At 45.2% G+C, this 19,085-nt stretch carries 20 protein-coding genes and 1 other annotated feature; of the genes, 8 read left to right on the top strand and 12 right to left on the bottom strand.

What is annotated here, in order from left to right; all coding sequences use genetic code 11:
- Positions 1 to 27: 27 nt before the first annotated feature.
- Positions 28 to 720: a YutD family protein gene (locus MHI25_RS26200; RefSeq protein WP_340394591.1), complete on the top strand. Its 693-nt coding sequence runs from the start codon at positions 28 to 30 to the stop codon at positions 718 to 720.
- A 759-nt stretch (positions 721 to 1,479) separates the two neighbouring features.
- On the opposite strand, the gene MHI25_RS26195 is transcribed toward MHI25_RS26200, so the two are convergent.
- The 4 genes from MHI25_RS26195 to ylbJ all read right to left on the bottom strand — a co-directional run bounded on the left by MHI25_RS26195 (position 1,480) and on the right by ylbJ (position 6,472).
- Complete coding sequence (locus tag MHI25_RS26195) at positions 1,480 to 2,919, bottom strand: S41 family peptidase (RefSeq protein ID WP_076128004.1); 1,440 nt, start codon at positions 2,917 to 2,919, stop codon at positions 1,480 to 1,482.
- Between the two features lie 81 nt (positions 2,920 to 3,000).
- Positions 3,001 to 4,185, bottom strand: coding sequence for a copper amine oxidase N-terminal domain-containing protein (locus tag MHI25_RS26190; protein WP_076193388.1), 1,185 nt, complete (start codon positions 4,183 to 4,185; stop codon positions 3,001 to 3,003).
- Between the two features lie 146 nt (positions 4,186 to 4,331).
- Entirely contained in the window at positions 4,332 to 5,135 is an 804-nt protein-coding gene (locus MHI25_RS26185; protein ID WP_076184770.1) for an NAD kinase, read from the bottom strand.
- A 74-nt stretch (positions 5,136 to 5,209) separates the two neighbouring features.
- Positions 5,210 to 6,472, bottom strand: a complete 1,263-nt coding sequence (ylbJ, locus tag MHI25_RS26180; RefSeq protein ID WP_036685315.1) for a sporulation integral membrane protein YlbJ — start codon at positions 6,470 to 6,472, stop codon at positions 5,210 to 5,212.
- A 412-nt stretch (positions 6,473 to 6,884) separates the two neighbouring features.
- Here ylbJ and MHI25_RS26175 point away from each other — a divergent pair, with 412 nt between their 5' ends.
- Together MHI25_RS26175 and MHI25_RS26170 are read left to right on the top strand one after the other, a co-directional pair.
- Complete coding sequence (locus tag MHI25_RS26175; protein ID WP_340394590.1) at positions 6,885 to 7,268, top strand: globin; 384 nt, start codon at positions 6,885 to 6,887, stop codon at positions 7,266 to 7,268.
- A gap of 36 nt (positions 7,269 to 7,304) precedes the next feature.
- The gene (locus MHI25_RS26170) at positions 7,305 to 8,021 is read left to right on the top strand and encodes a DUF2225 domain-containing protein (RefSeq protein WP_036685310.1); all 717 of its coding nucleotides are present in this window, start codon (positions 7,305 to 7,307) and stop codon (positions 8,019 to 8,021) included.
- A 78-nt stretch (positions 8,022 to 8,099) separates the two neighbouring features.
- Here the strand turns inward: MHI25_RS26170 and MHI25_RS26165 are convergent, their stop codons facing one another.
- Positions 8,100 to 8,330 carry a hypothetical protein gene (locus MHI25_RS26165; RefSeq protein WP_036685307.1) on the bottom strand — a complete coding sequence of 77 codons (231 nt, stop codon included), beginning with the start codon at positions 8,328 to 8,330 and terminating at the stop codon, positions 8,100 to 8,102.
- Positions 8,327 to 8,518 (bottom strand): YycC family protein, encoded by a 192-nt coding sequence (locus MHI25_RS26160; protein ID WP_036685305.1) that lies wholly within the window; start codon positions 8,516 to 8,518, stop codon positions 8,327 to 8,329. The genes MHI25_RS26165 and MHI25_RS26160 overlap by 4 nt, the downstream gene beginning before the upstream one ends.
- 118 nt (positions 8,519 to 8,636) lie before the next feature.
- On the opposite strand from MHI25_RS26160, the gene MHI25_RS26155 reads away from it, so the two are divergent.
- Entirely contained in the window at positions 8,637 to 10,436 is a 1,800-nt protein-coding gene (locus MHI25_RS26155; protein ID WP_036685300.1) for a M3 family oligoendopeptidase, read from the top strand.
- 361 nt (positions 10,437 to 10,797) lie between these two features.
- Positions 10,798 to 11,208, top strand: a complete 411-nt coding sequence (locus tag MHI25_RS26150) for a hypothetical protein (RefSeq protein ID WP_036685297.1) — start codon at positions 10,798 to 10,800, stop codon at positions 11,206 to 11,208.
- 153 nt (positions 11,209 to 11,361) lie between these two features.
- Here MHI25_RS26150 and MHI25_RS26145 read toward each other — a convergent pair whose 3' ends face one another.
- Entirely contained in the window at positions 11,362 to 11,592 is a 231-nt protein-coding gene (locus tag MHI25_RS26145; RefSeq protein ID WP_036685295.1) for an alpha/beta-type small acid-soluble spore protein, read from the bottom strand.
- A 201-nt stretch (positions 11,593 to 11,793) separates the two neighbouring features.
- The gene (locus MHI25_RS26140; protein ID WP_076184767.1) at positions 11,794 to 12,768 is read right to left on the bottom strand and encodes an aldose 1-epimerase; all 975 of its coding nucleotides are present in this window, start codon (positions 12,766 to 12,768) and stop codon (positions 11,794 to 11,796) included.
- Between the two features lie 134 nt (positions 12,769 to 12,902).
- Positions 12,903 to 13,142: a binding site (T-box leader), on the top strand.
- Between the two features lie 63 nt (positions 13,143 to 13,205).
- Here MHI25_RS26140 and trpS point away from each other — a divergent pair.
- On the top strand, positions 13,206 to 14,192 hold the full coding sequence (trpS, locus tag MHI25_RS26135; protein ID WP_036685592.1) for a tryptophan--tRNA ligase: 987 nt from the start codon (positions 13,206 to 13,208) through the stop codon (positions 14,190 to 14,192).
- Between the two features lie 2 nt (positions 14,193 to 14,194).
- Here trpS and MHI25_RS26130 read toward each other — a convergent pair whose 3' ends face one another.
- Both MHI25_RS26130 and MHI25_RS26125 read right to left on the bottom strand, forming a co-directional pair.
- A complete protein-coding gene (locus MHI25_RS26130; RefSeq protein ID WP_036685291.1) occupies positions 14,195 to 14,383 on the bottom strand; it encodes a hypothetical protein in 189 nt (62 codons plus the stop codon).
- Between the two features lie 105 nt (positions 14,384 to 14,488).
- A complete protein-coding gene (locus tag MHI25_RS26125) occupies positions 14,489 to 15,490 on the bottom strand; it encodes a metal-dependent hydrolase (protein ID WP_036685288.1) in 1,002 nt (333 codons plus the stop codon).
- A gap of 232 nt (positions 15,491 to 15,722) precedes the next feature.
- Between MHI25_RS26125 and cyoE the strand changes: the two genes are divergently transcribed.
- On the top strand, positions 15,723 to 16,655 hold the full coding sequence (cyoE, locus tag MHI25_RS26120; RefSeq protein ID WP_036685285.1) for a heme o synthase: 933 nt from the start codon (positions 15,723 to 15,725) through the stop codon (positions 16,653 to 16,655).
- 23 nt (positions 16,656 to 16,678) lie between these two features.
- Positions 16,679 to 17,296, top strand: a complete 618-nt coding sequence (locus tag MHI25_RS26115) for an SCO family protein (RefSeq protein ID WP_036685589.1) — start codon at positions 16,679 to 16,681, stop codon at positions 17,294 to 17,296.
- A 95-nt stretch (positions 17,297 to 17,391) separates the two neighbouring features.
- Here MHI25_RS26115 and MHI25_RS26110 read toward each other — a convergent pair whose 3' ends face one another.
- Positions 17,392 to 17,739, bottom strand: coding sequence for a DNA primase (locus tag MHI25_RS26110; protein ID WP_036685586.1), 348 nt, complete (start codon positions 17,737 to 17,739; stop codon positions 17,392 to 17,394).
- Between the two features lie 133 nt (positions 17,740 to 17,872).
- A complete protein-coding gene (locus MHI25_RS26105) occupies positions 17,873 to 19,060 on the bottom strand; it encodes an MFS transporter (RefSeq protein WP_076127992.1) in 1,188 nt (395 codons plus the stop codon).
- Between the last annotated feature and the right edge of the window lie 25 nt (positions 19,061 to 19,085).

Raw genomic sequence — 19,085 nt, 5'->3', positions numbered from 1 at the left:
CCCAAAGAAAGGCAGGCGACAAAAGGTTTGATCGTAATAGGCGGAAAAGGCTATGAACTTATGTTGGATCATAAGGATGGTTGGAATCCGGAGGCGTTTCGCGGGAGATATAGCGAGGTGCTGGAAAGATACGACTATATTATCGGTGACTGGGGTTACAGTCAGTTGCGTTTGAAAGGTTTTTACCGGGACAACCATCCTAAGGTGAATCGGGATACAGCGATTTCGGGTATGGTTGATTATATTAATGAATATTGCAATTTTGGCTGCGCTTATTTTGTGCTGCATAAATTGAAAGAGGTACCACAGGAAGGCATGTTCAAGGATATTTTAATCAAAGAAATACCAGAGCCGAGTGATGAAGAGGCCTTGGAGCAAGAAGGGGAAGCTAGTGATGAAGCGGCTGCAGATAAAGAGTTCTCTGTTAAAGAAACATCCTCTAAGCAAGGCTCGAATCACTCATTGGCATTTAAAGAGATGACTTCTTCTAAGGACAATATGGCGAAGGATAGACCTGTGAGAGAACATCAGAGCCGAAATCACCGGGGCAAGGATTCACAGGGCAAGAAATCCAAAAAGGATTTCCAAGGCAGACCGCCACAAGGTCAGTCTCAGAAGCCCCAAAACACACCAAAACCTCAAAGCGCTCAAAACAACCAAAACAACCAGAACAATCAAAACAACCAGAACAACCAAAACATAGAAAATTCACAACCTTAATGATGAAAGCTGAACCATAAGTAGAGTCCTTCTACGAATGAGCCAGCTTTTTTTCTTATAAAAAATAGCAGAGCAGCGTTTCTCCCGTTACTTGGAGATCGCTGCTCTGCTGTTGCTGTGCCGCTCGGTGTTGCTGTGCCGCTCGGTGTTGCTGTGCCGCTCGGTGTTGCTGTGCCGCTCGGTGTTGCTGTGTGGCTCAGTGTTGCGGTGTTGCTCAGTGTTGCTGTGTGCTGTTCAGTGTTGCTGTGTTGCTCAGTGTTGCTGTGTTGCTCAGTGTTGCTGTGTGGCTCGGTGTTGCTGTGTTCGCTCAGTGTTGCTTGTGGCTCAGTGTTGCTCAGTGCTGCTCTGCTACTGTGTGTTGCTCTGCTGCTCTATGCTGTTAGTCGTTGGCTGCTTGACCCAGCAGTTTCATCATCCCCTAAGGCTTAAGGACCCAGATGCCGTTATTTGCGAATTTTCAGCCTTTTGAGCGGGGTTTCGGACTCCAATGATGCTATTCGTTAGAAAGAGGCGTAATTATGGTGTTTTTCATACCAATAGCGACTATGGGGTCCGATAGCATAACAAATATGGATTAATATTGCGTTTAGGGTCATCCATGTCCGATAGGTGCTACAGATGTTTCGTAGGTGCAAATATTATCCAAATAAACAAAGAACAGGAGTTGTCCCAACGGCCATTTCATGGCTTATGTGACAACTCCTGTTTTTACTCATTGGTGCTTGATTCAGCAGCTTAATGATTAGTGAGATTAAGGATCTATTTTACAGATAATTTCAATTGTTTCTGTGTTGCATTGTAACTCCATACAAGCGCAGGGAACTTCTTCTTAAAGGCATTTAATTCAATGAAGGTCTCGCCGTTCTGAGAAAGCGCCTCTTTGGAGGATAACGTAAAGCCGGTCGCTTTACCTGCCCCGTTCGTTACGATGACTTTTTTGTTCTTGGCATCCCATGTGATGTCGCCTTCGATCAGTGCACCTAATACGAGCGAAGAAGCATAAGTCTTATCTCCTTGCTTTATTAGACCCACATTACCAGCAAAGGCAACCCCGTTGACGTTCAAGATATGATGATCACCGGAAACCTCAATACTTTTCATTCCTGCAATCTGAAGAGCGGTAATCAGCTGTGCAGTTTTGCCTTTAACCTCAATATCCGGTGCAAGGCCGATGTGATTAAAGTCTTCTTTATTTGGAGTTAGGTATTTCTGCGTAGTCAGCTTCAGCATGTCTCCATTAGACATTGGAAGCAGGCTCTGAATACGTGCTTTGCCGAAAGAACGAGTGCCTACGACGGTAGCGAGCTTATTGTCACGTAATGCGCCAGTAAGCGCCTCAGAAGCGCTGGCAGTGTACTCATTCGTTAGAATGACGACGGGCACGCCTATTTTGCTGCCGCTGGTAATCGTTACTGGAGTAAGTGCTCCGGTTTGATCAGAGGTATACATCATAATGCCTTTATCCATAAAATTGGAGGTAATGTTGTATGCCGAATCCATATAGCCGCCTAAGTTGTCACGCAAATCAAGCACCATCGATTTCATACCTGCTGCGCGCATCTTTTTCAGCATAGCGGCGAATTCTTCATCGGAATTCTGTGTGAAACCGCTCAGTGTGATGTAGGCTATCTTCTGTCCAACAATGGTTCCGGTAACGGAAGTTGAGCTGATTTCATTCCGGGTTACACGAAATGATTTAGACACTCCATTCCGGAGCACCTGCAGAGTGACCTTGGTGCCTGCGGCTCCGCTTAACTCGTCACCTTCAGTCTCTTCAACGGGGATTCCGTTAATTTTGACTATCGTATCGCCGCGTTTCAGACCTGCTTGTTCTGCAGGCGAACCGGGTGTTATGTCTTCGATGTAGAGCTCAGTTGCGGTATATTGCAATCTAACACCAATACCAACGTATTCCAGATCAACATCATGTTCAAATTGTGCCGCTTCCTCGGTATTGAAGTATTGGCTATAGGGATCATCCAGGGTGTTCACCATGCCATCAATGGCTCCACGAATCAAGGTATCCTTATCTACACCGGAGAGGTTATAGTTCTCCAGAATATTCATGACTTCATTGATAAGATCACGGTTATCTGTAGATGCCTGAGCGGCATCGGCAGCAGACACCACTGGAGCAAAAGTTAGGGATAAAGCCAGACAGCTGCCTAGAAGTGCACTTATTACTTTATTGGATTTCATGGAATCATACGCCCTTTTTATATAATTTATAAGATAAGAAAGTATACACTGCACGAATTAACTTTCTGTGACGTATGGTTGTTAGGATTTCACAAGTTTATAGTAAACGCTGTAGGTGTTATCAGTAGTCCATACCCCGTTATCCGACTTGGATAAAATGAAGATCGTGCCTTGCTCAAAAGTTTCCTCTTCACTGGCATCCTTCTCTTTGCTTTCTACATAAATAGCTGCTTCTTTGGCGCTAAAATAGTAGATACTCGAAACGCTTGGAGTATAAATGACGTCGTATGAAGTAAAGAAATCTTCCAGATCTTCCTTAAGGGAAGTATCATATTCTTCTCCGTATGAAGTCATGGTGGAAAGAACAGCGGCCGAATTTTGTTCATTCATAGCTTGATAATATTTGGTGATATTACCTTTGATGGCATCCGCATCATTTTGAGGAATGTTAGCTGCTGTTTTTAGAGCTTGTTCACGAGTCAGCAGTATCACGGAGCTTTGGGATTCCACAGATGATATTTTCCAGCTTCCATTCTTGCGGATAAGTGTATACATGTATTCGTCCTCTGTATCTGGCGTATAGGCCCCACCTGTCCGGCGAGAGCTTTCCAGTGTATAGACAGTAGCGTCATTGCCTGAAATATCAATGATTTCCAAACTCTCAATAGTATTTTTTATGTCAAAAATCTCAAAGGATGCATTAAGATCCGCCACCGAGTCCGCATTAGAGGATTCTGAATCCATAAGGGAATAGAAGCTAATTGCTTTTTCTTCATTGAAATATTTATTAGACAAACGGATTAATGCTGTAATCGCTGCTTCGTCCTTATCTTTGGATACTGGGGTGGTGATTTGCACGCTTCTGCTGGTTGAATTCCAGACGGCTGTGCCTCCGGTTGCCTCTGCGATAAAACGTAAAGGAATGTATGTAGTGCCAGCTGAGGAGACTGGTGCGGTGGTCAGTTTTTTCACGGTTCCGTTAACGGTTGCGCGGTTGCTGCCAATTTTCAGGCTGATCGCCAGATTTGAACTTTTACCTGTTACTGTTCCAGTCTTGGCATCCCAAAGCACCTGGAGTCCAAGCTTTTCGAAGATGACCCGGAAAGGGACAAGTACAGAATTGTTCGCTAAGTATGGGGTTCCTGCGGTAAAGGAAACCTTACTGCCGTTGATATAAACATCAATCGGTTTTGAAGCAGCAAAAGCCGGGACCGCCAGTATCAGGGCCAGAAGACTTATGCTCAAGAGGGATAATAATTTTTTCAACAGTACTCTCTCCTTTTATGTAACTCTTTGTAAAATAGCCTCATTATACCATTTGATTTCTCTCTATGTCTATCAATTGGTGTTAGTTTTGTCACACCAAAAATAGCCGGAGATATTGAAATCTCCAGCTTTTTGATCCCCTGATCTCAGACTAAGAAAGCTTCACGGACACGGTTCCAGAACGGAAACGGACGATACCTTGCGAAGCTGACTTTTTTGTCTGAAACTTGACAGCGTACTGAAATCAGGTCATCAACAGGAATGTTGTTATGATCTACGGTGAGCAGCAAACGCTGGTCTTTACATGAAAAAATGTCACAATGATGATGCTTCGGCAGTAGTAGCGGCGAGCCCATTGTCCGGAATACACGGTTGTTAATAGACGCGATTTCGGCAATCTGCAGCGCTTCTATTGAAGGGTGAACCATAGCGCCACCAAGGCTTTTGTTATAAGCGGTGCTGCCAGAGGGAGTTGAAATACAAAGTCCATCGCCCCGGAACATTTCGAAGGTGACATCATTGATGTCGATTTGGATCATTATAGTTCCATCCACCCCTTTAAGGGTAAATTCGTTGAGGGCAATGTGAGACGAAGATCCCGATTTTTTGTGAATCTCCAGCTCTATTAATGGATATTTCACAATGCGCGGTTTCTGCGGCTCAGTATCACCGGTTCCGCACATATAATCGATTAAGGTGGGCAGCTCTTCTGCTTGCCAGTCCGCATAGAAGCCGAGGTGTCCTGTGTGCACACCTACAAAGGCTAAGTTGGGAATCTGATCGATAAAGGTATGAAAAGCGTGCAGCATTGTGCCGTCTCCACCTATCGAGATGACGATTTCCGGAGACTCGGCATCCAGTTGCAAATCCCGCTCCGCCGCCAGCTTGTGAAATTGCTCGGCAAGTTTGATTGACAGCTCATCACCGCGGTCCAGAACATAATATCTCAAGATGTACAAGCTCCTTTATATAATTCCGTCATACACCGATCATAATCAATCTTGCCCCGGAACACAATATGTAATCAACTTCGGCGCATCAATCGGAGCATTGCCATAAAGACAGGAATAAGCAGTGACACTAGAAGAGCAGCGGCCAGTATAAGACTCAGTAGAGCTAGGCTGGCAGTGACACCAGAGGCTGAAGGTGTAAAGGCAGTGGAGGCTGGCAGAGAGACCCAGGCAGAAGACAATCCTGATCCCATCACAGGCTTCCATAGCAGCACCACGAGACCTGCTGCGAGTACGGCATGTATTAGTCTCGCAGTTAAGAAAGGCAGATAACGCAGCCCGGTACCGTTCAAAATACTGGCGACTTGGGCATGTACAGATAATCCGCCCCAAGAGAGAATAAAGGCAGCTGCTGCGACCTTGAATTGAAGCGGGATGGAAGAAGCGGCTTCACCAGCAGAACGGGCACCTATGGTGACCTCGAATAATCCGCTGATCAAGGCCTGAGCTAATTCGGGAGGCCCTCCAACAAGGGAGACGAGAGATCCGGCCAGGCTAAATAGTGAGGGCAGGATTCCGGCACGGGCAAGCAGCTCCATTAGCACGTTGAAGAATACAACCAGACCCCCTACGACAATAATAAGCTGTAGCGAGGATTGGATCGCTCCTTTTAACAGCTCTCCGAAGCTACGTCCATCCTTGCGCCGGGCTTCGGACATCGCAAGGAGTGCGGCATGTATTCTGCCGAATCCTTGTTTTGCTGGAGCAGAGGGGACGTCAGAACTACTTTTTGTTGGGTCTTGGGTGGGGGTCTTTTGTTCCTTACGTCCATGAAATGACATTAGGAGACCAACCATTAAGCCACTTCCGTAGTGGGCTAGTGCCAATATTAGCCCCAAAGAAGCATCGCGAAAGAACCCAACGGATACCGCCCCTAATAGAAAAATAGGATCGGAGGAGGTTGTAAATGCTACAAGGCGTTCACCTTCGATTCTGCTGATCAGCTTCTGCTCCCGCAGCTTAGCGGTTAATTTGGCTCCAACGGGATATCCTGATACATATCCCATGGCCGCGACAAAACCACCGCTGCCTGGTATACCGAAGAGGGGACGCATCAGTGGATCAAGTAAAGCGCCGAAGAGATGGACAATGCCTAAGCCTAGCATGATTTCAGAAATGACGAAGAAGGGAAACAGTGAAGGGAAGAGCACGTCCCACCAGATGGCCAGGCCACGTAAGGCTGCGGCAAGAGATGCTTCAGGATGAAGTAACATAAGCAGCATACAACCTGCCAATATGAATCCCAGCAGCGGGCCGCCAATCTTTTTAAAAGTCATAATTAACGCCTCCTGGTCTATGGTTAGATGTATGCAAAAAGAGGGACAAACAGCACAAAAAAATGGAGAAAGCGGTTACAATTATCTGTGCTTTTTCGCAGGAATTATGATATTATGTAATAAATAAATGCACCCTCTGTTACACGATTAAATGGGATGGAGTGATGGCGATGAGCGTTATAGCCGGAGTTCTCGTTTGTGCTTTTGTATATGTAATCCGGGTCTCTCTCGTCCCTCCTGGTGATGAGGAATTTAGGACCTACTAACCTTACTCTTCAGGCGCTGAACTATAGTTTAGCGCCTTTTTTCTGTAGTTTAGAGAGCACTTTCGACGGATATCCGTGTTATGCTTATCTTTGGTATAATAAAATAAGTAACGTTTCATTAATATGGAAGAAGGCTGGTAACCTCAATGAATCCAAATGAGAGTATATATGACAATCTAGGGGGGGCTGAAGCACTACATCGGTTGGTGGAAGTGTTCTATGCCAAGGTACAGCTTCATCCGCAGCTGGGACCCTTGTTCCCTGAAGATATTACTCCAGTTCTGGAGAAGCAATATCAATTCCTGACACAGTTTTTTGGCGGGGGTCCACTTTATTCGGAATTACATGGACATCCCATGATGAGAGCAAGGCATATGCATATTCCTATTACTCCAGAACATGCTGAGGAGTGGTTACAATGTATGAAAGAGGCACTGGTGGAGACTGGAGTCGAAGAACCACTGCGTTCATTCGTGCTTAGCCGCCTTGCAGGTCCTGCACATCATTTTGTTAACATGCCCCAGGAATAACAAGGGACAGGTTGATCCTGAAAGGAATGAGAGTACTTGACAGAGTTAATACCCCTATATTCTATTAAGGTCAAGTGTTGCAACTGTGAAAATGAATTTTCAACCTCGCGGGTACGTCCTAGTCTAAAAAAGGCTATTCGACGTGATGCTGATTTCTGCGCGTATTATAAAAATGAGAATCCGGATTATTATGTTGTACGGGTCTGCCCCAATTGCGGGTTTGCCTCCACAGAAAATTCGGCTGACAAGCTGACGGAACGCCAGCGCAAGGCATTTAATGAACAGGTAGGGAAACGCTGGAAGAGCCGGGACTTTGGAGAGAAACGAGACTGGGAAACTGCGCTCGAGACCTATAAGCTGGCGCTTTTATGTGCTCAAAGTATTAACGATAAAGATCGGATTATCGCAAGTCTGCTGCATCATATTGCTTGGCTCTATCGCTATCAAGGGGAGACTGAGCAGGAGAAGCGTTTTTTACGCTATTCTTTGGACGAGTATGTTAAGGTCTATGAAATAGATGGCATTGCCGGCAATGATGCCCGGCTCATGTACCTGATCGGCGAACTTAATCGGCGGATCGGAGAATACTCAGTGGCTGTAATGTGGTTCTCCCGTCTGATCAATGATCAGAAGATCATGGATGCGGCGATGATTCGAGCGGCACGTGAGCAGTGGGTTATTTTACGGGAGCAAATGCGTGCTGAGGCTCTAGATGTTGAAGTTGATATCGAAGGCTTGTCTTCAAGTTCATAATGTTTGCGAACAACAAAAAGCGCAGAAGAGAATTAAATTCTCCTCTGCGCTTTGTAGAAAGAAAATGTTAGGATTTGCTTATCTGACAGCTCGATCGAACAAAAGGTAATCGCCGTCATTATCTATAACTGTAGGACTGGCGCTGCAGCAGGGGAAGACGAGCAGTTTTTTCTTGCCGTCACGAACGATTTGTAATTCTTTTGGCTTCATAGGCAGAAGCACATTCTCTGAGTTGCAGAATGGACAGTATTGCACATACATATCGCCTAGAATGATGTCATAAGGCCAGGTATGACTAAATGGAATCATTGTGAGTCCTTCCCAGAAGGAGTCTCTTCATTTTCTCCCTCAGTTTGTGGGGGATTTTCTTTTTTGGATAGCTCCGCTATTTTTTGTAGTAAAATATGTTGGGGCATATGCATCAAGTGTTCCAAAGGAACGCCTAGTTGCTTGGATAACGTAATGGCTGTTTCCGGTGAAATTTGTAGTGGCTTCATATGGATGCCCTCCTAAAGTTTATCGGCTATAAATGTTCAGATATCGTTATTCACTTTACCATGGTGTTAAGACAATTACAAAGAAAGTCAAATGAAAGCAAAGGAATGGTGAGTACACATGAAACAACCGTTATCACTGACTTGGGAACTTGATACTATTTTTCCGGGGGGTTCTTCGTCTGCAGAGTTAGAAGGGTTCTTGAGCAAGCTTGAAAAAGATATTTTATCCTTGCAAGGCTTTGTGAAGGATGCTGTGGCACCAACGGATGTTGCGTCTACAAAAGCATTGGATGAGGTTATAGCATTGCTTCAGAGCTGTTCAGGAAGACTTGTGGAGGTCACATCCTTCGCAGACTGTCTAGGCGCTCAGAATCAGATGGACAAGGGTGCGGTAAGGCTGGCGGCCAAAGTGACAAGCATGCGCGCTGGATTCGAAGGGATCAGCTCGCAATTTAGCAATGTACTTCGTCAGACTACGGACAAGGTATGGGCTGAGTGGATGGCTCGTCCAGAGATTGCTCCTTTAACGTTCGTACTGAGCGAGAGCCGTGATTTGGCCCGTGAGAAGATGAGCCCTGAGCTGGAAAGCTTAGCGTTGGAATTAGCTGTTGACGGATATCATGGATGGAGCGGGCACTATGATACGATTGTTAGCTCGATCAAGATCCCATTTGAGGATGAAGAAGGAACAAAGCTGCTATCTGCTGGTCAAGCTTTTAATAAGCTGGATGATCCAGATCCAAAAGTGCGTCAAACGATGTTCCATAAATGGGAAGAGGCTTGGACTGAAGCGGCAGATAATTGCGCGGATACCTTAAATCACTTAGCAGGCTTCCGCCTGAAGCTCTATAAGGGCAGAGGCTGGGACGATGTTCTGAAAGATCCGCTCAGCATCAATCGTATGACACAGGACACCTTAAATACGATGTGGGACGTGATTACGAATAGCAAACCTGTACTTGTGTCCTACCTTCAGCGTAAAGCCAAGCTGCTGGGGCTGGATTCTCTCTCATGGGTCGATGTCGAAGCTCCTGTAGGCAAATCCTCCGGCAAGATCCCTTATGATCAAGCTGCGAAGGATATCGTCACACAGTTCCGTAAATTTAGTCCTAAGATGGCTGAGTTTGCAGAGCGTGCCTTTGATAATAACTGGATCGAGGTTGAGGATCGTAATGGCAAACGTCCTGGTGGATTCTGTACTTCCTTCCCTGAGAGTAAAGAATCACGGATATTCATGACTTACAGCGGCACACCTTCCAATGTTTCAACATTGGCTCATGAGCTGGGACATGCTTATCATTCCTACCTGCTTGATGATCAACCTGTATTTAATCAGAATTATGCAATGAACGTTGCAGAGACCGCTTCAACCTTCGCAGAAGTGATTGTATCTGATGCTCAGGTTAAAGCTGCGGGCAATGCAGAGGAGAAGCTGGCTCTGCTTGAAACGAAGATACAGAACAGTGTGGCATTCTTTATGAACATTCACGCTCGATTCTTGTTCGAGACTCGCTTTTATGAGAAACGTAAGGAAGGTCTTGTAAATGCTGAGGAACTGTCCGCTCTGATGGTGGAAGCACAGAAAGAAGCTTTCTGTGGTGTGCTTTCTGAATACCATCCTCACTTCTGGGCGTCGAAGCTGCATTTCTATATCACAGATGTACCTTTCTATAATTTCCCGTACACCGTTGGTTATATGTTCAGTACAGGCTTATATCGTCTGGCATTACAAGAGGGAGCTTCCTTTGCAGACAAATACGATAGCTTGTTGCAGGATACCGGCGTGATGACATTGGAGGATTTGGTGCTCAAACATTTGGGTGTGGATCTGACAAAACCGGATTTCTGGCAAGGAGCTACAGATCTGATCGTGGCTGATATTACCGAGTTCTTGGAGATGACAGAGCATTTAGCGTGAAATGTCTAAAATAAGACAAATTTCAGGACACAAAAAATAACGGAATTTCAGTGTGAACACGCAAAGACCCCGGTTAAGGGGTCTTTTTTTAATGCTTAAATGTCGAAAACCCCCGGTTTATAAAAATTAATATACGAATGATCCATGAATTTTGCGCATTACTAGGGATAATAACCCAATTTTGTAGAATAATGTTGTTTGACGTATTTAAGGGGTCTATAATGAGCCTTGAGCCTTATAAAAGGCTTGCATGGAAGACAAATGAGCTCAGCTCAAAAAGCTTAAGTAAGCGCTTACTAAGCCGATTTGTACGAAGAAAACTCGAAGAAGCTAAGCTCACAAAACTTTTAGGAGGAAAGATATGCTTAAGACAGAACAGCTATCATTAGCAAGACAGATGGATTTGGTGTTTAGGGAACTGCAAGAGGAATTGTCAGGACTATCTTCCGGTACGGTATTTGTGCAAATACGAAATAATACCATTGGCAAATTCGGCATACGTCATCATCCTTTAGCCGGTCGGGGGGGTGGATTCACAGAAGTGAAGGAAGGAATAACGGAGAGCCAGCAGTCTTCTTTTCGTCTAATGGCACTGGAGAGTCTGAAATACAAACGCCGTTGGACTCATGGTGAGATCAGCTATGAGTTCGCTATAAGACAGGGAAAGCTAATCGTAGATGCTACGCTGGAGTCTAATTATAATATGGCGAATCTGATGATTCGATCTCCCCGTAATGCTTACGCCGAGAGTGCTGATCAATTTTTAAGTTAAACGTTTTACATAAAAATTGTTTGCAGCTGGGATTATAGGCTATAAATTAGAAAAACCTCCCACAGCTTCTGGAAGAAGTGTGAGAGGTTTGAAAGCTAGTCGGCAATAGGCTTTTTAAGACCTCTGCCGGATAAAACACTTAAGATAACGATGTTACTGACGACCGGACAGTTGTTGTTCTGCCAGTTGTACTAGACGTTTAGTGATGTAACCTCCCAAAGAACCAGTTTCGCGGGAAGTGTAGTTCCCGTAATAACCGTCAGCTGGGATCGTTACTCCAAGCTCTTGTGCTGCTTCATATTTCAATTGTTGCAACGCTGCATTTGCTTGAGGAACTACAAGGTTATTGGAACGGCTGCTACGACCTTGACCTGCTTGACCCATGTGTGTCACCTCCTTCGCCCGTTGTGAAGATAGTATGAGCGCTAAGAGGCTAATTCATGCATGCTATCGAAAGGTTTTAAGGATGGTAATTATTAGTCGATTAAAAGTAAGGGTAGGAAAGCCTAAATAACTAAGCTCGCACAAAAAATCGGCCTTCTCTTACGTAAACGCAAGGGAAGACCGATATAATGTATATCTGCTTTAATTCTCGGGATAGATCATTTCCAGCATAGTGGACAGCTCAAGACTTTGACCTGGTTCTACCTTCAGCAAGCCCGTGAAGGAAGGGTCATCTGAAACGTTAGGAGCATCCGGGAGCCAGGTGTAAGGTTCGATGCACAGAAATTGATCGGCCGGTCCTTTGGTATACAGGACCCAGTGACGGAAATGATTCTCGTCAGCTGTATAACGAAGACCATAACCATCATCGCGTAATAGCAAGGCTTCTACGGGCTGCTTGTCACCAATACGTAGAGCAGTATCAAAATTAGTTCCCTGGAGGTTGATTCCAGAGTTTAGTGAATCTAGATCACCAAGTGGAATTAGATTGCCGCTAGGGAGCAATTCATCGTTTAGTTCATAAATGCTGTTTACGGGCAGCTTGAGATTCCAGCGTTCAGGTTCTCCATCGATCATAAACCAGGTGTGATAACCGATCCCAAAGGGAATACGGTGATCGCCGAGATTTGTAACCTTTAAAGTCTGGCTGAGCCGGGCATCCTGAAGCCTGAATGTCATTTCGAATTTGAGTGGAATGGGAAATTGCTCCATCCAGTGCGGATCATCTTCAGTAAGGAATTCAGTAGTGACTGCACAACCGTCCTCGTCTTCTTCAATATCGCTGACACACCAGGATTGAGTCCGGTGTAGACCATGGATATGATTGTCACCAGCGGTATTCTGGTCAAATTGATAACTTGTACCCTCGAATTGAAATTTTCCTTTACGAATTCTTCCGGGTGGAATTAAGAGCGGGATGCCAAAATGGTAAGGTTTTTGCATAAAGAAAGCTTGATCGCTTTCATCAGGCCGCCGCAGAATTTCCCGTTGTTCCTTTACATCAAACAATGAAATCACGTTGTTTCCTAGTCGCGGCAAAAGCGTGACTTCCAGTTCGCGGCTGTGCAAAATATAAGTATCATAACCGCCCCACTGCCCTTTGGTCACCTGTTTCATGAGATATGCTCCTTTATCGTAACTGTAATCGAATAGAACATGGATAACCTTATCATAACAGATTTATGCGGAAGTGGTTAAGTGATTTGACAACTTCTCTTTATGGTTCTATGATGAAGGCATTAAATTATGATGAGAATGTGATGACGGGGACAAGTAGACAGGAAATGCACCTTCAGAAAGCCGGTGGTTGATGCGAACCGGTAGGACACTCCTGATGAATGGACCCCTGAGCGCCGCGCTTGAACGGGAGCAAGATGCCCTAGTAGACCGGCCGGATCTTCCCCGTTAACGGAAGACTAAGGCTGTTTCCCTTTGACTATACAAAGGTTAAGCAGCGAATAAGGGTGGCACCACGGTCTCACGTCCCTTGCGGATGAGGCTTTTTTTGCGTTCTCGGAAATCGGAAATTACATCTAACGGAGGTCTATATTATGTTGAAAAAAGTAATGTCAGGCATACAACCGAGCGGTTCTCTAACTTTGGGTAACTATATCGGAGCGCTGAAAAATTTTGTGAAGCTGCAAGACGATCATCAATGTTTCTTTATGGTTGTCGATATGCATGCGATCACCGTTGCTCAAGATCCTGCGGCACTGCGTGAGCAGTCTGAAGCTGTAGCTGCACTCTTTATCGCGGCAGGAATTGATCCTGTGCGTTCGAATGTATATATGCAGTCTCATGTGCCTCAGCATGCGGAATTGGGCTGGATCATGACTACGCTAACGGCAATGGGCGAGCTTGAGCGTATGACACAGTTCAAAGATAAATCATCAGGTAAGGATTCAGTTGGCGCGGGCCTATTCGTATATCCTTCTTTAATGGCAGCAGATATTCTTGTTTATAATGCGGATCTTGTGCCAGTAGGTGAAGATCAGAAGCAGCACTTGGAGTTGACCCGTGATTTAGCGGGCCGATTCAATAACCGTTTTGGCGAATTCTTTACGATTCCTGAACCGTATATCCCTGAAGTGGGCGCACGCATTATGTCTCTGGATGATGGCACTAAAAAAATGAGCAAGAGCAGCCCGAATGCAGGCAGCTATATTGCCCTGTTGGATTCGCCGGATGTGATCCGTAAAAAAATCAGCCGCGCAACGACTGATTCTGGACGTGAAGTGATCTTTGATCCGGCTAACAAGCCAGAGATTAGTAACTTGATGAGTATTTACTCGGAATGTTCTGGGATGTCCCTCCAGCAAATTGCCGATCGTTATGAAGGACAAATGTATGGTGGCTTTAAGAAGGATCTTGGGGAAGTGGTTGTATCCACACTTGAGCCTTTGCAACAAAGATATCATGAAATTCGCAGTTCAGGTGCGATCACTGATATTCTTGCTGAAGGTGCTGAACGTGCACGTATTGTTGCAGCTGAGACGTTGAATGGCGTAAAAGAGCGGATGGGCTTTCTGCCAGCTCGTTAATCTTAGTCAGAGCTTAAGCTTTCCTGTTTGCGTCTAATTCTGGCTTTGAGGATAAATCCCCAGCCAATATTCATTACGCAAAGAAAACCAAGCAGAAGTGCCAGCCAGAAGCTATAGCTGATCGCGATTGAAGCGGCAGTGAGAATAAGAATAGAAGAACAAGCGAACCAAAGTGAGAGTCCTTTACCCATTAAGAGCCTTCCTTTCCGTGTCTGCTAAAATGAATCCCGGAGTATTATAAAATACTCCGGGATTTTTTGTGATTATAGAATAGATCTCTCAGTAAGTCTACAGTTTCATCGTAGAGAACCAGGGTCGATGGAAAATCGTTTGTCGAGCTTATCACTGCTAAGCCAGCCTACATAAGTATTTAAAGGTTTATATTGGTTATCCATAACTAATACAGCCACAAAAGGGTATTGTTTGCGGTGTAAATAACGAACGTCTCCCCAGCGCACCATATATCCTGAAGGAAGCTCCTCCACTTCGGCAACCGCATAAGAGGTGAAATATAGAAAGGACTGAATATCTGGATGCGACTTGGATATTTCCACAGCGGGATGATTCGAGCAGACCGCATGTTTGAACCATTCCAGGCGGTTGTTCAGTAGCTGTCCAACGTCATAGCTGCCGTCTTTTTTCACTTTAACTACGTTCCAGCGTTTAAGTGAAATTGTAGGGATTACAATATAACGTTCACCAGCATTATGGTGTATATCTTTAAGCTTGATGTTTCGTGTAAGGCGGGCATGAACAATTGTTCTCCAAATATAATAAAGAATGGTACAGGCATAAAGCGTAATAAATAAAGGTTTGGGCGGCACAATCCCAGTGATCCAGAGTAGAATAGCTGCGATATGGCTGCCAAAAATAAATGGATCGAAAATGTGGATGATATTCCAGGCAATCCATTTCTCAGTAAATGGACGGGCGGCCTGGGTTCCATAGGTGTTAAACAGATCAGAGAAGACGTGCACGCCTACGCCTATGAAACCCCAGAGTGCAACATGGCTTAAAGCTGCCAAATCAGTAAATCCAAACAGAGGCCCTAAGACTAGGGCAATCAGAGCGGGCCACAAAATTAGAAAAGGCAAGGAGTGTGTGATTCCCCGGTGATTACGAATATATATTGCATTGTCCTTTAGTCTTAATGCGGTATCGGCATCAGGAGCTTGTGAGCCTAAAATCGTAGCCAGCATAACGGCTCCGGCCAGTTTAGGGTCAGAAGCAACGACAGGATCTACGAATGAAAGTCCGGCTAACCCTATGCCCATAACTAAATGTGTAGCGGTGTCCATTGGTCAGTTCTCCTTTGTTGTTCGGAAGTACATTATTAATAATTACCCAAATACAGCTTAGGTTATTAACGGGCTGGAAATAAATATTGTCACGTAATTGTCAAATTCATGAACATACTGTGCCATGACTGTCAAAGTCTCCTCGGGTTTGATATGATAAAGTTAACAGCGAAGTCTATTTAGTGCTTCGGCTAGAACGTTAGAAGTTCGTTTAGAAGGAGGATCATTTGGTGTGGATAATCATATAACATTTCAAGCTTCTTCCGATTCTGCAGCTATGTCTGCAAAATCTCCACCGGAAGGTGCAAGTTGGCGTGATTTCATTACCGTAACAAAACCCGGTATTATCCGATCTAACCTCATCGCTGCCTTTGCAGGATATTGGCTGGCTTCAGGTTGGGATGTTCAATACGGCAGATTAGTTCTGACTCTGCTCGGTACAATGCTGGTTATGGCTTCGGCCTGTGTTTTTAATAACTATTTCGACCGTGACCTGGACATGAAGATGGAAAGAACGCGCGATCGGGGGCTTCCTACAGGACGACTGAAACCCAAAACCGTATTGCTGTATGCTATTGGGCTTGGAATTGCGGGCTTGATTGTGCTGTTTGCTTTTTCCGGAGTTTTAGCCGGTCTGTTCGGGATTGTAGGGATGTTCGTTTACGTTGTAGTATACACCCTTTGGTTGAAACGGACATCAACATGGAGCACTTCAGTAGGTGCGATCTCTGGAGCTATGCCACCGGTAATTGGCTATGTTGCAGTTACAGGAACAGTTGATCTAGGGGCTTGGCTGATGTTTGCGATGTTGTTTCTGTGGCAACCTCCCCATTTCTGGGCGCTCGGGATTAGACGTAAAGAAGAATATAGAGCCGCTGGATTTCCGCTGCTGCCTGTAGTCAAAGGAACACGTCGTACGAAGTTTCAAATGATTCCTTATGTAGCACTGTTGCTACCTATTCCAGTGTTAATGTACGCCTACGACTATGCGGGCATTTTTTATCTGGTGATTTCAACAGCGCTGTCTCTGGCTTGGTTAATCATAACCTTGATGGGCTTTGCAGCAAAAGATGACGAAGTCTGGGCGAAGAAGAACTTCCTCTTCTCCATTAACTACCTAACGGTAAGTTTGATCGTACTTGTATTGAATACGATTCACGGTTAAGAAGAGGGAGGGTATTATTGTCCGTGCAGACCTTTAAGCGTTATAAATGGACCTGGATTCTATTATTGCTTGCTTTGGTAATGGCTGGTTATCTGGCAGTTAATTCTTTGAATTTAGGAAAAGAAAAACTGCCGGTAATCGGAGAAGTGCAGGACTTTTCACTTGAAAATGTGGATGGAGACCAGATTACTCTGGCTGATACACAAGGTAAGGCACGGCTGGTATACTTTTTTTTCACACAATGTCCGGATGTATGTCCTATAACTACGTTTCTGTTATCTCAGACGCAGAAAATTCTGGTCGACGATGGCAGCTTTGGAAAAGATACGGCGTTCGTCTCTATTTCTTTTGATCCAGAGAATGATACGCGTGAAGCCATTAAAAGCTTTGCGGACCGTTTCCAGGCAGATTATAAGGGTTGGTACTTCTTACGGGGGGATCAGGAAGTCATTCGTAAGCTGGCAACTGATTCTTTTAAAGTACTAATTGCAGGGAATAGTAAAGAAAATTTCGTACATGCCAATCGCATAGCATTGGTTGATCGAGACAATCGTCTCCGTGCATTGTATGACGCAGGGGATACGGATAACATAACGCCTGAATTTCTTGCCGATAGGCTGAATGAATTGGCTCGTGAATAGAACATAACCGCATAACAGAAACGCCTTTTTCGAATCCCATTTATTGAAGGATAACGAAAAAGGCGTTTTTAATTTCTTAGGCAATATATCGCGAATCAAAAAGGAATGGGTTCAGGGTAAATGATGAACTCTTCCAGACCCGCTTTTTCAAGCTGATTAATATTGTATTCATCTGGAGTGCCTTCCACTCCGGCATAACCCCGGCGCGTATAGATGTGACCAGCATCGGGAAAGGCATCGCGGAGAATCCCGCGTATTTTTTTGCCTGAACTGTCGTTATCCATATAAAGATATACTTCTCCATCTCCTACTTTTTGTCGCAGGGACTCGAGTTTGAGCGTATTTAATGTACCAAAGGTACAGAGGATTTCGACTTCCGGTACCAGCACGCGTCGTAATCTGCTGCGATCGTTTTTGCCTTCGACAATAATCGTAATGGACATTTGCTGACAATCACCTCCGGAAATGAAGTCTGAACTTACAGACTCATTATAGTTTACCGAAGGAGGAGCAGTTTTAACAACTGTTTCTACAGGAAAATCTTCATTCCCCGGGAAATGTCGTAAAAACAATAAATCATGCGGCCCGCCCATTCCATTTGGAAGAGTAGGTAGACAGCTTGGTTGAATTTTTTGGCGGAAGCAGTAATAGTGCAACCATCAGCAATAGAAAGGCAATGAAATAAGGCGAAACAACGGCTCTTAATTGTCCTGCGGCCACAGGGCCTGCGAATGCGCCTAGTGACATGGCTATCGACTGCATGGAGAAGGTGCGTCCCATACGTCCTGGTCCACCTAGACTAATAAAGAGCGATGCCATTGCAGGAAATAATATTCCTTTGGCTGCACCCAGCATAAAGAGAATAACGGAAGCGGGAATGCTGTGAAGTGAGGCGAGCGCAAAAAAACAAAGGGCCATACCTAGCAAGGCCACGGCTATTCTTCCTCCTGGGGAAAAGCGGTTTAGGAAGAACAAACTGAGTGTTACCAAAGCCCCTAAGCTAAGGAGCGATAAAAGAATGCCTGTGGAAACAATGCTATTACTTCCGGTCTGAGATAGAGGAAGTTCAAAGAACAGAACCCCTTGTGAACAAGAAACGAAAAAAGGCAGCAGATAATAACGTTTGGAAACTGGATTGGCATCGGATATAGGGACCGAAGGAAGATCCTGTTTTTTTAAAGGAGGTGCTGCAGAGTTTACAGGGCGTACTAAACGCCGGGCAGGCGCCGGTACACTGAAAAAAGCCATGATGCCTGTAGCGATAAGCAGCCATCCCAATGTGGTGAAGGTGCCGGAATAGCCAGCTTTAGCTACGATAAAGGCCCCCGCTGCCGGGGATACCACTGAAGCTAAGGTATGAACGATACCATGTCCGGACATATATTTCCCCTGCTCAGTAGCATCAGATGATAATGAAGCCAGCAAGGTCATGCACGCTGGAGAGAGGAAGGCGAGCGCGAACCCGCTTGCTGCTCGTAGCATCAGCAAATGCCACGGAAGCTGAGCATGAGCCTGCAGCAGTAGAATGGCTCCCGCAGTAACAAGGCTAAAGACGATGTAGCGGCGGCTGCCATTACGATCGACGAGTACGCCTGCGAGCAAATTGCCAGGAAGATGGGTTAACGAATACATACCCATCATCCAACCAATAAAGGCGGGTCCCGCACCAAGAGAGATGGCAAAGGGCGTTAGAATAGGATACTGTGCATGTAAATCAAAAAACGCCAGAAAAAGAAACAGGTACAGCCACAGCGCAGTTTTCACAGGGAAACACCTCCGAGAGCCACCT

The organism is Paenibacillus sp. FSL E2-0177 (assembly GCF_037992975.1).
GTDB classification, from domain to species: Bacteria; Bacillota; Bacilli; order Paenibacillales; family Paenibacillaceae; genus Paenibacillus_AQ; species Paenibacillus_AQ odorifer.
This window is presented reverse-complemented; position numbering and strand designations above follow the sequence as displayed.

Coding starts and splice junctions, on each gene's coding strand:
- MHI25_RS26150 (WP_036685297.1), top strand. CDS start 10,798: ATGCTTAAGACAGAACAGCTATCATTAGCAAGACAGATGGATTTGGTG.
- MHI25_RS26155 (WP_036685300.1), top strand. CDS start 8,637: ATGAAACAACCGTTATCACTGACTTGGGAACTTGATACTATTTTTCCG.
- MHI25_RS26175 (WP_340394590.1), top strand. CDS start 6,885: ATGAATCCAAATGAGAGTATATATGACAATCTAGGGGGGGCTGAAGCA.
- MHI25_RS26160 (WP_036685305.1), bottom strand. CDS start 8,518: ATGAAGCCACTACAAATTTCACCGGAAACAGCCATTACGTTATCCAAG.
- MHI25_RS26110 (WP_036685586.1), bottom strand. CDS start 17,739: ATGTCCATTACGATTATTGTCGAAGGCAAAAACGATCGCAGCAGATTA.
- MHI25_RS26165 (WP_036685307.1), bottom strand. CDS start 8,330: ATGATTCCATTTAGTCATACCTGGCCTTATGACATCATTCTAGGCGAT.
- MHI25_RS26130 (WP_036685291.1), bottom strand. CDS start 14,383: ATGGGTAAAGGACTCTCACTTTGGTTCGCTTGTTCTTCTATTCTTATT.
- MHI25_RS26140 (WP_076184767.1), bottom strand. CDS start 12,768: ATGAAACAGGTGACCAAAGGGCAGTGGGGCGGTTATGATACTTATATT.
- ylbJ (WP_036685315.1), bottom strand. CDS start 6,472: ATGACTTTTAAAAAGATTGGCGGCCCGCTGCTGGGATTCATATTGGCA.
- MHI25_RS26125 (WP_036685288.1), bottom strand. CDS start 15,490: ATGGACACCGCTACACATTTAGTTATGGGCATAGGGTTAGCCGGACTT.
- MHI25_RS26145 (WP_036685295.1), bottom strand. CDS start 11,592: ATGGGTCAAGCAGGTCAAGGTCGTAGCAGCCGTTCCAATAACCTTGTA.
- MHI25_RS26195 (WP_076128004.1), bottom strand. CDS start 2,919: ATGAAATCCAATAAAGTAATAAGTGCACTTCTAGGCAGCTGTCTGGCT.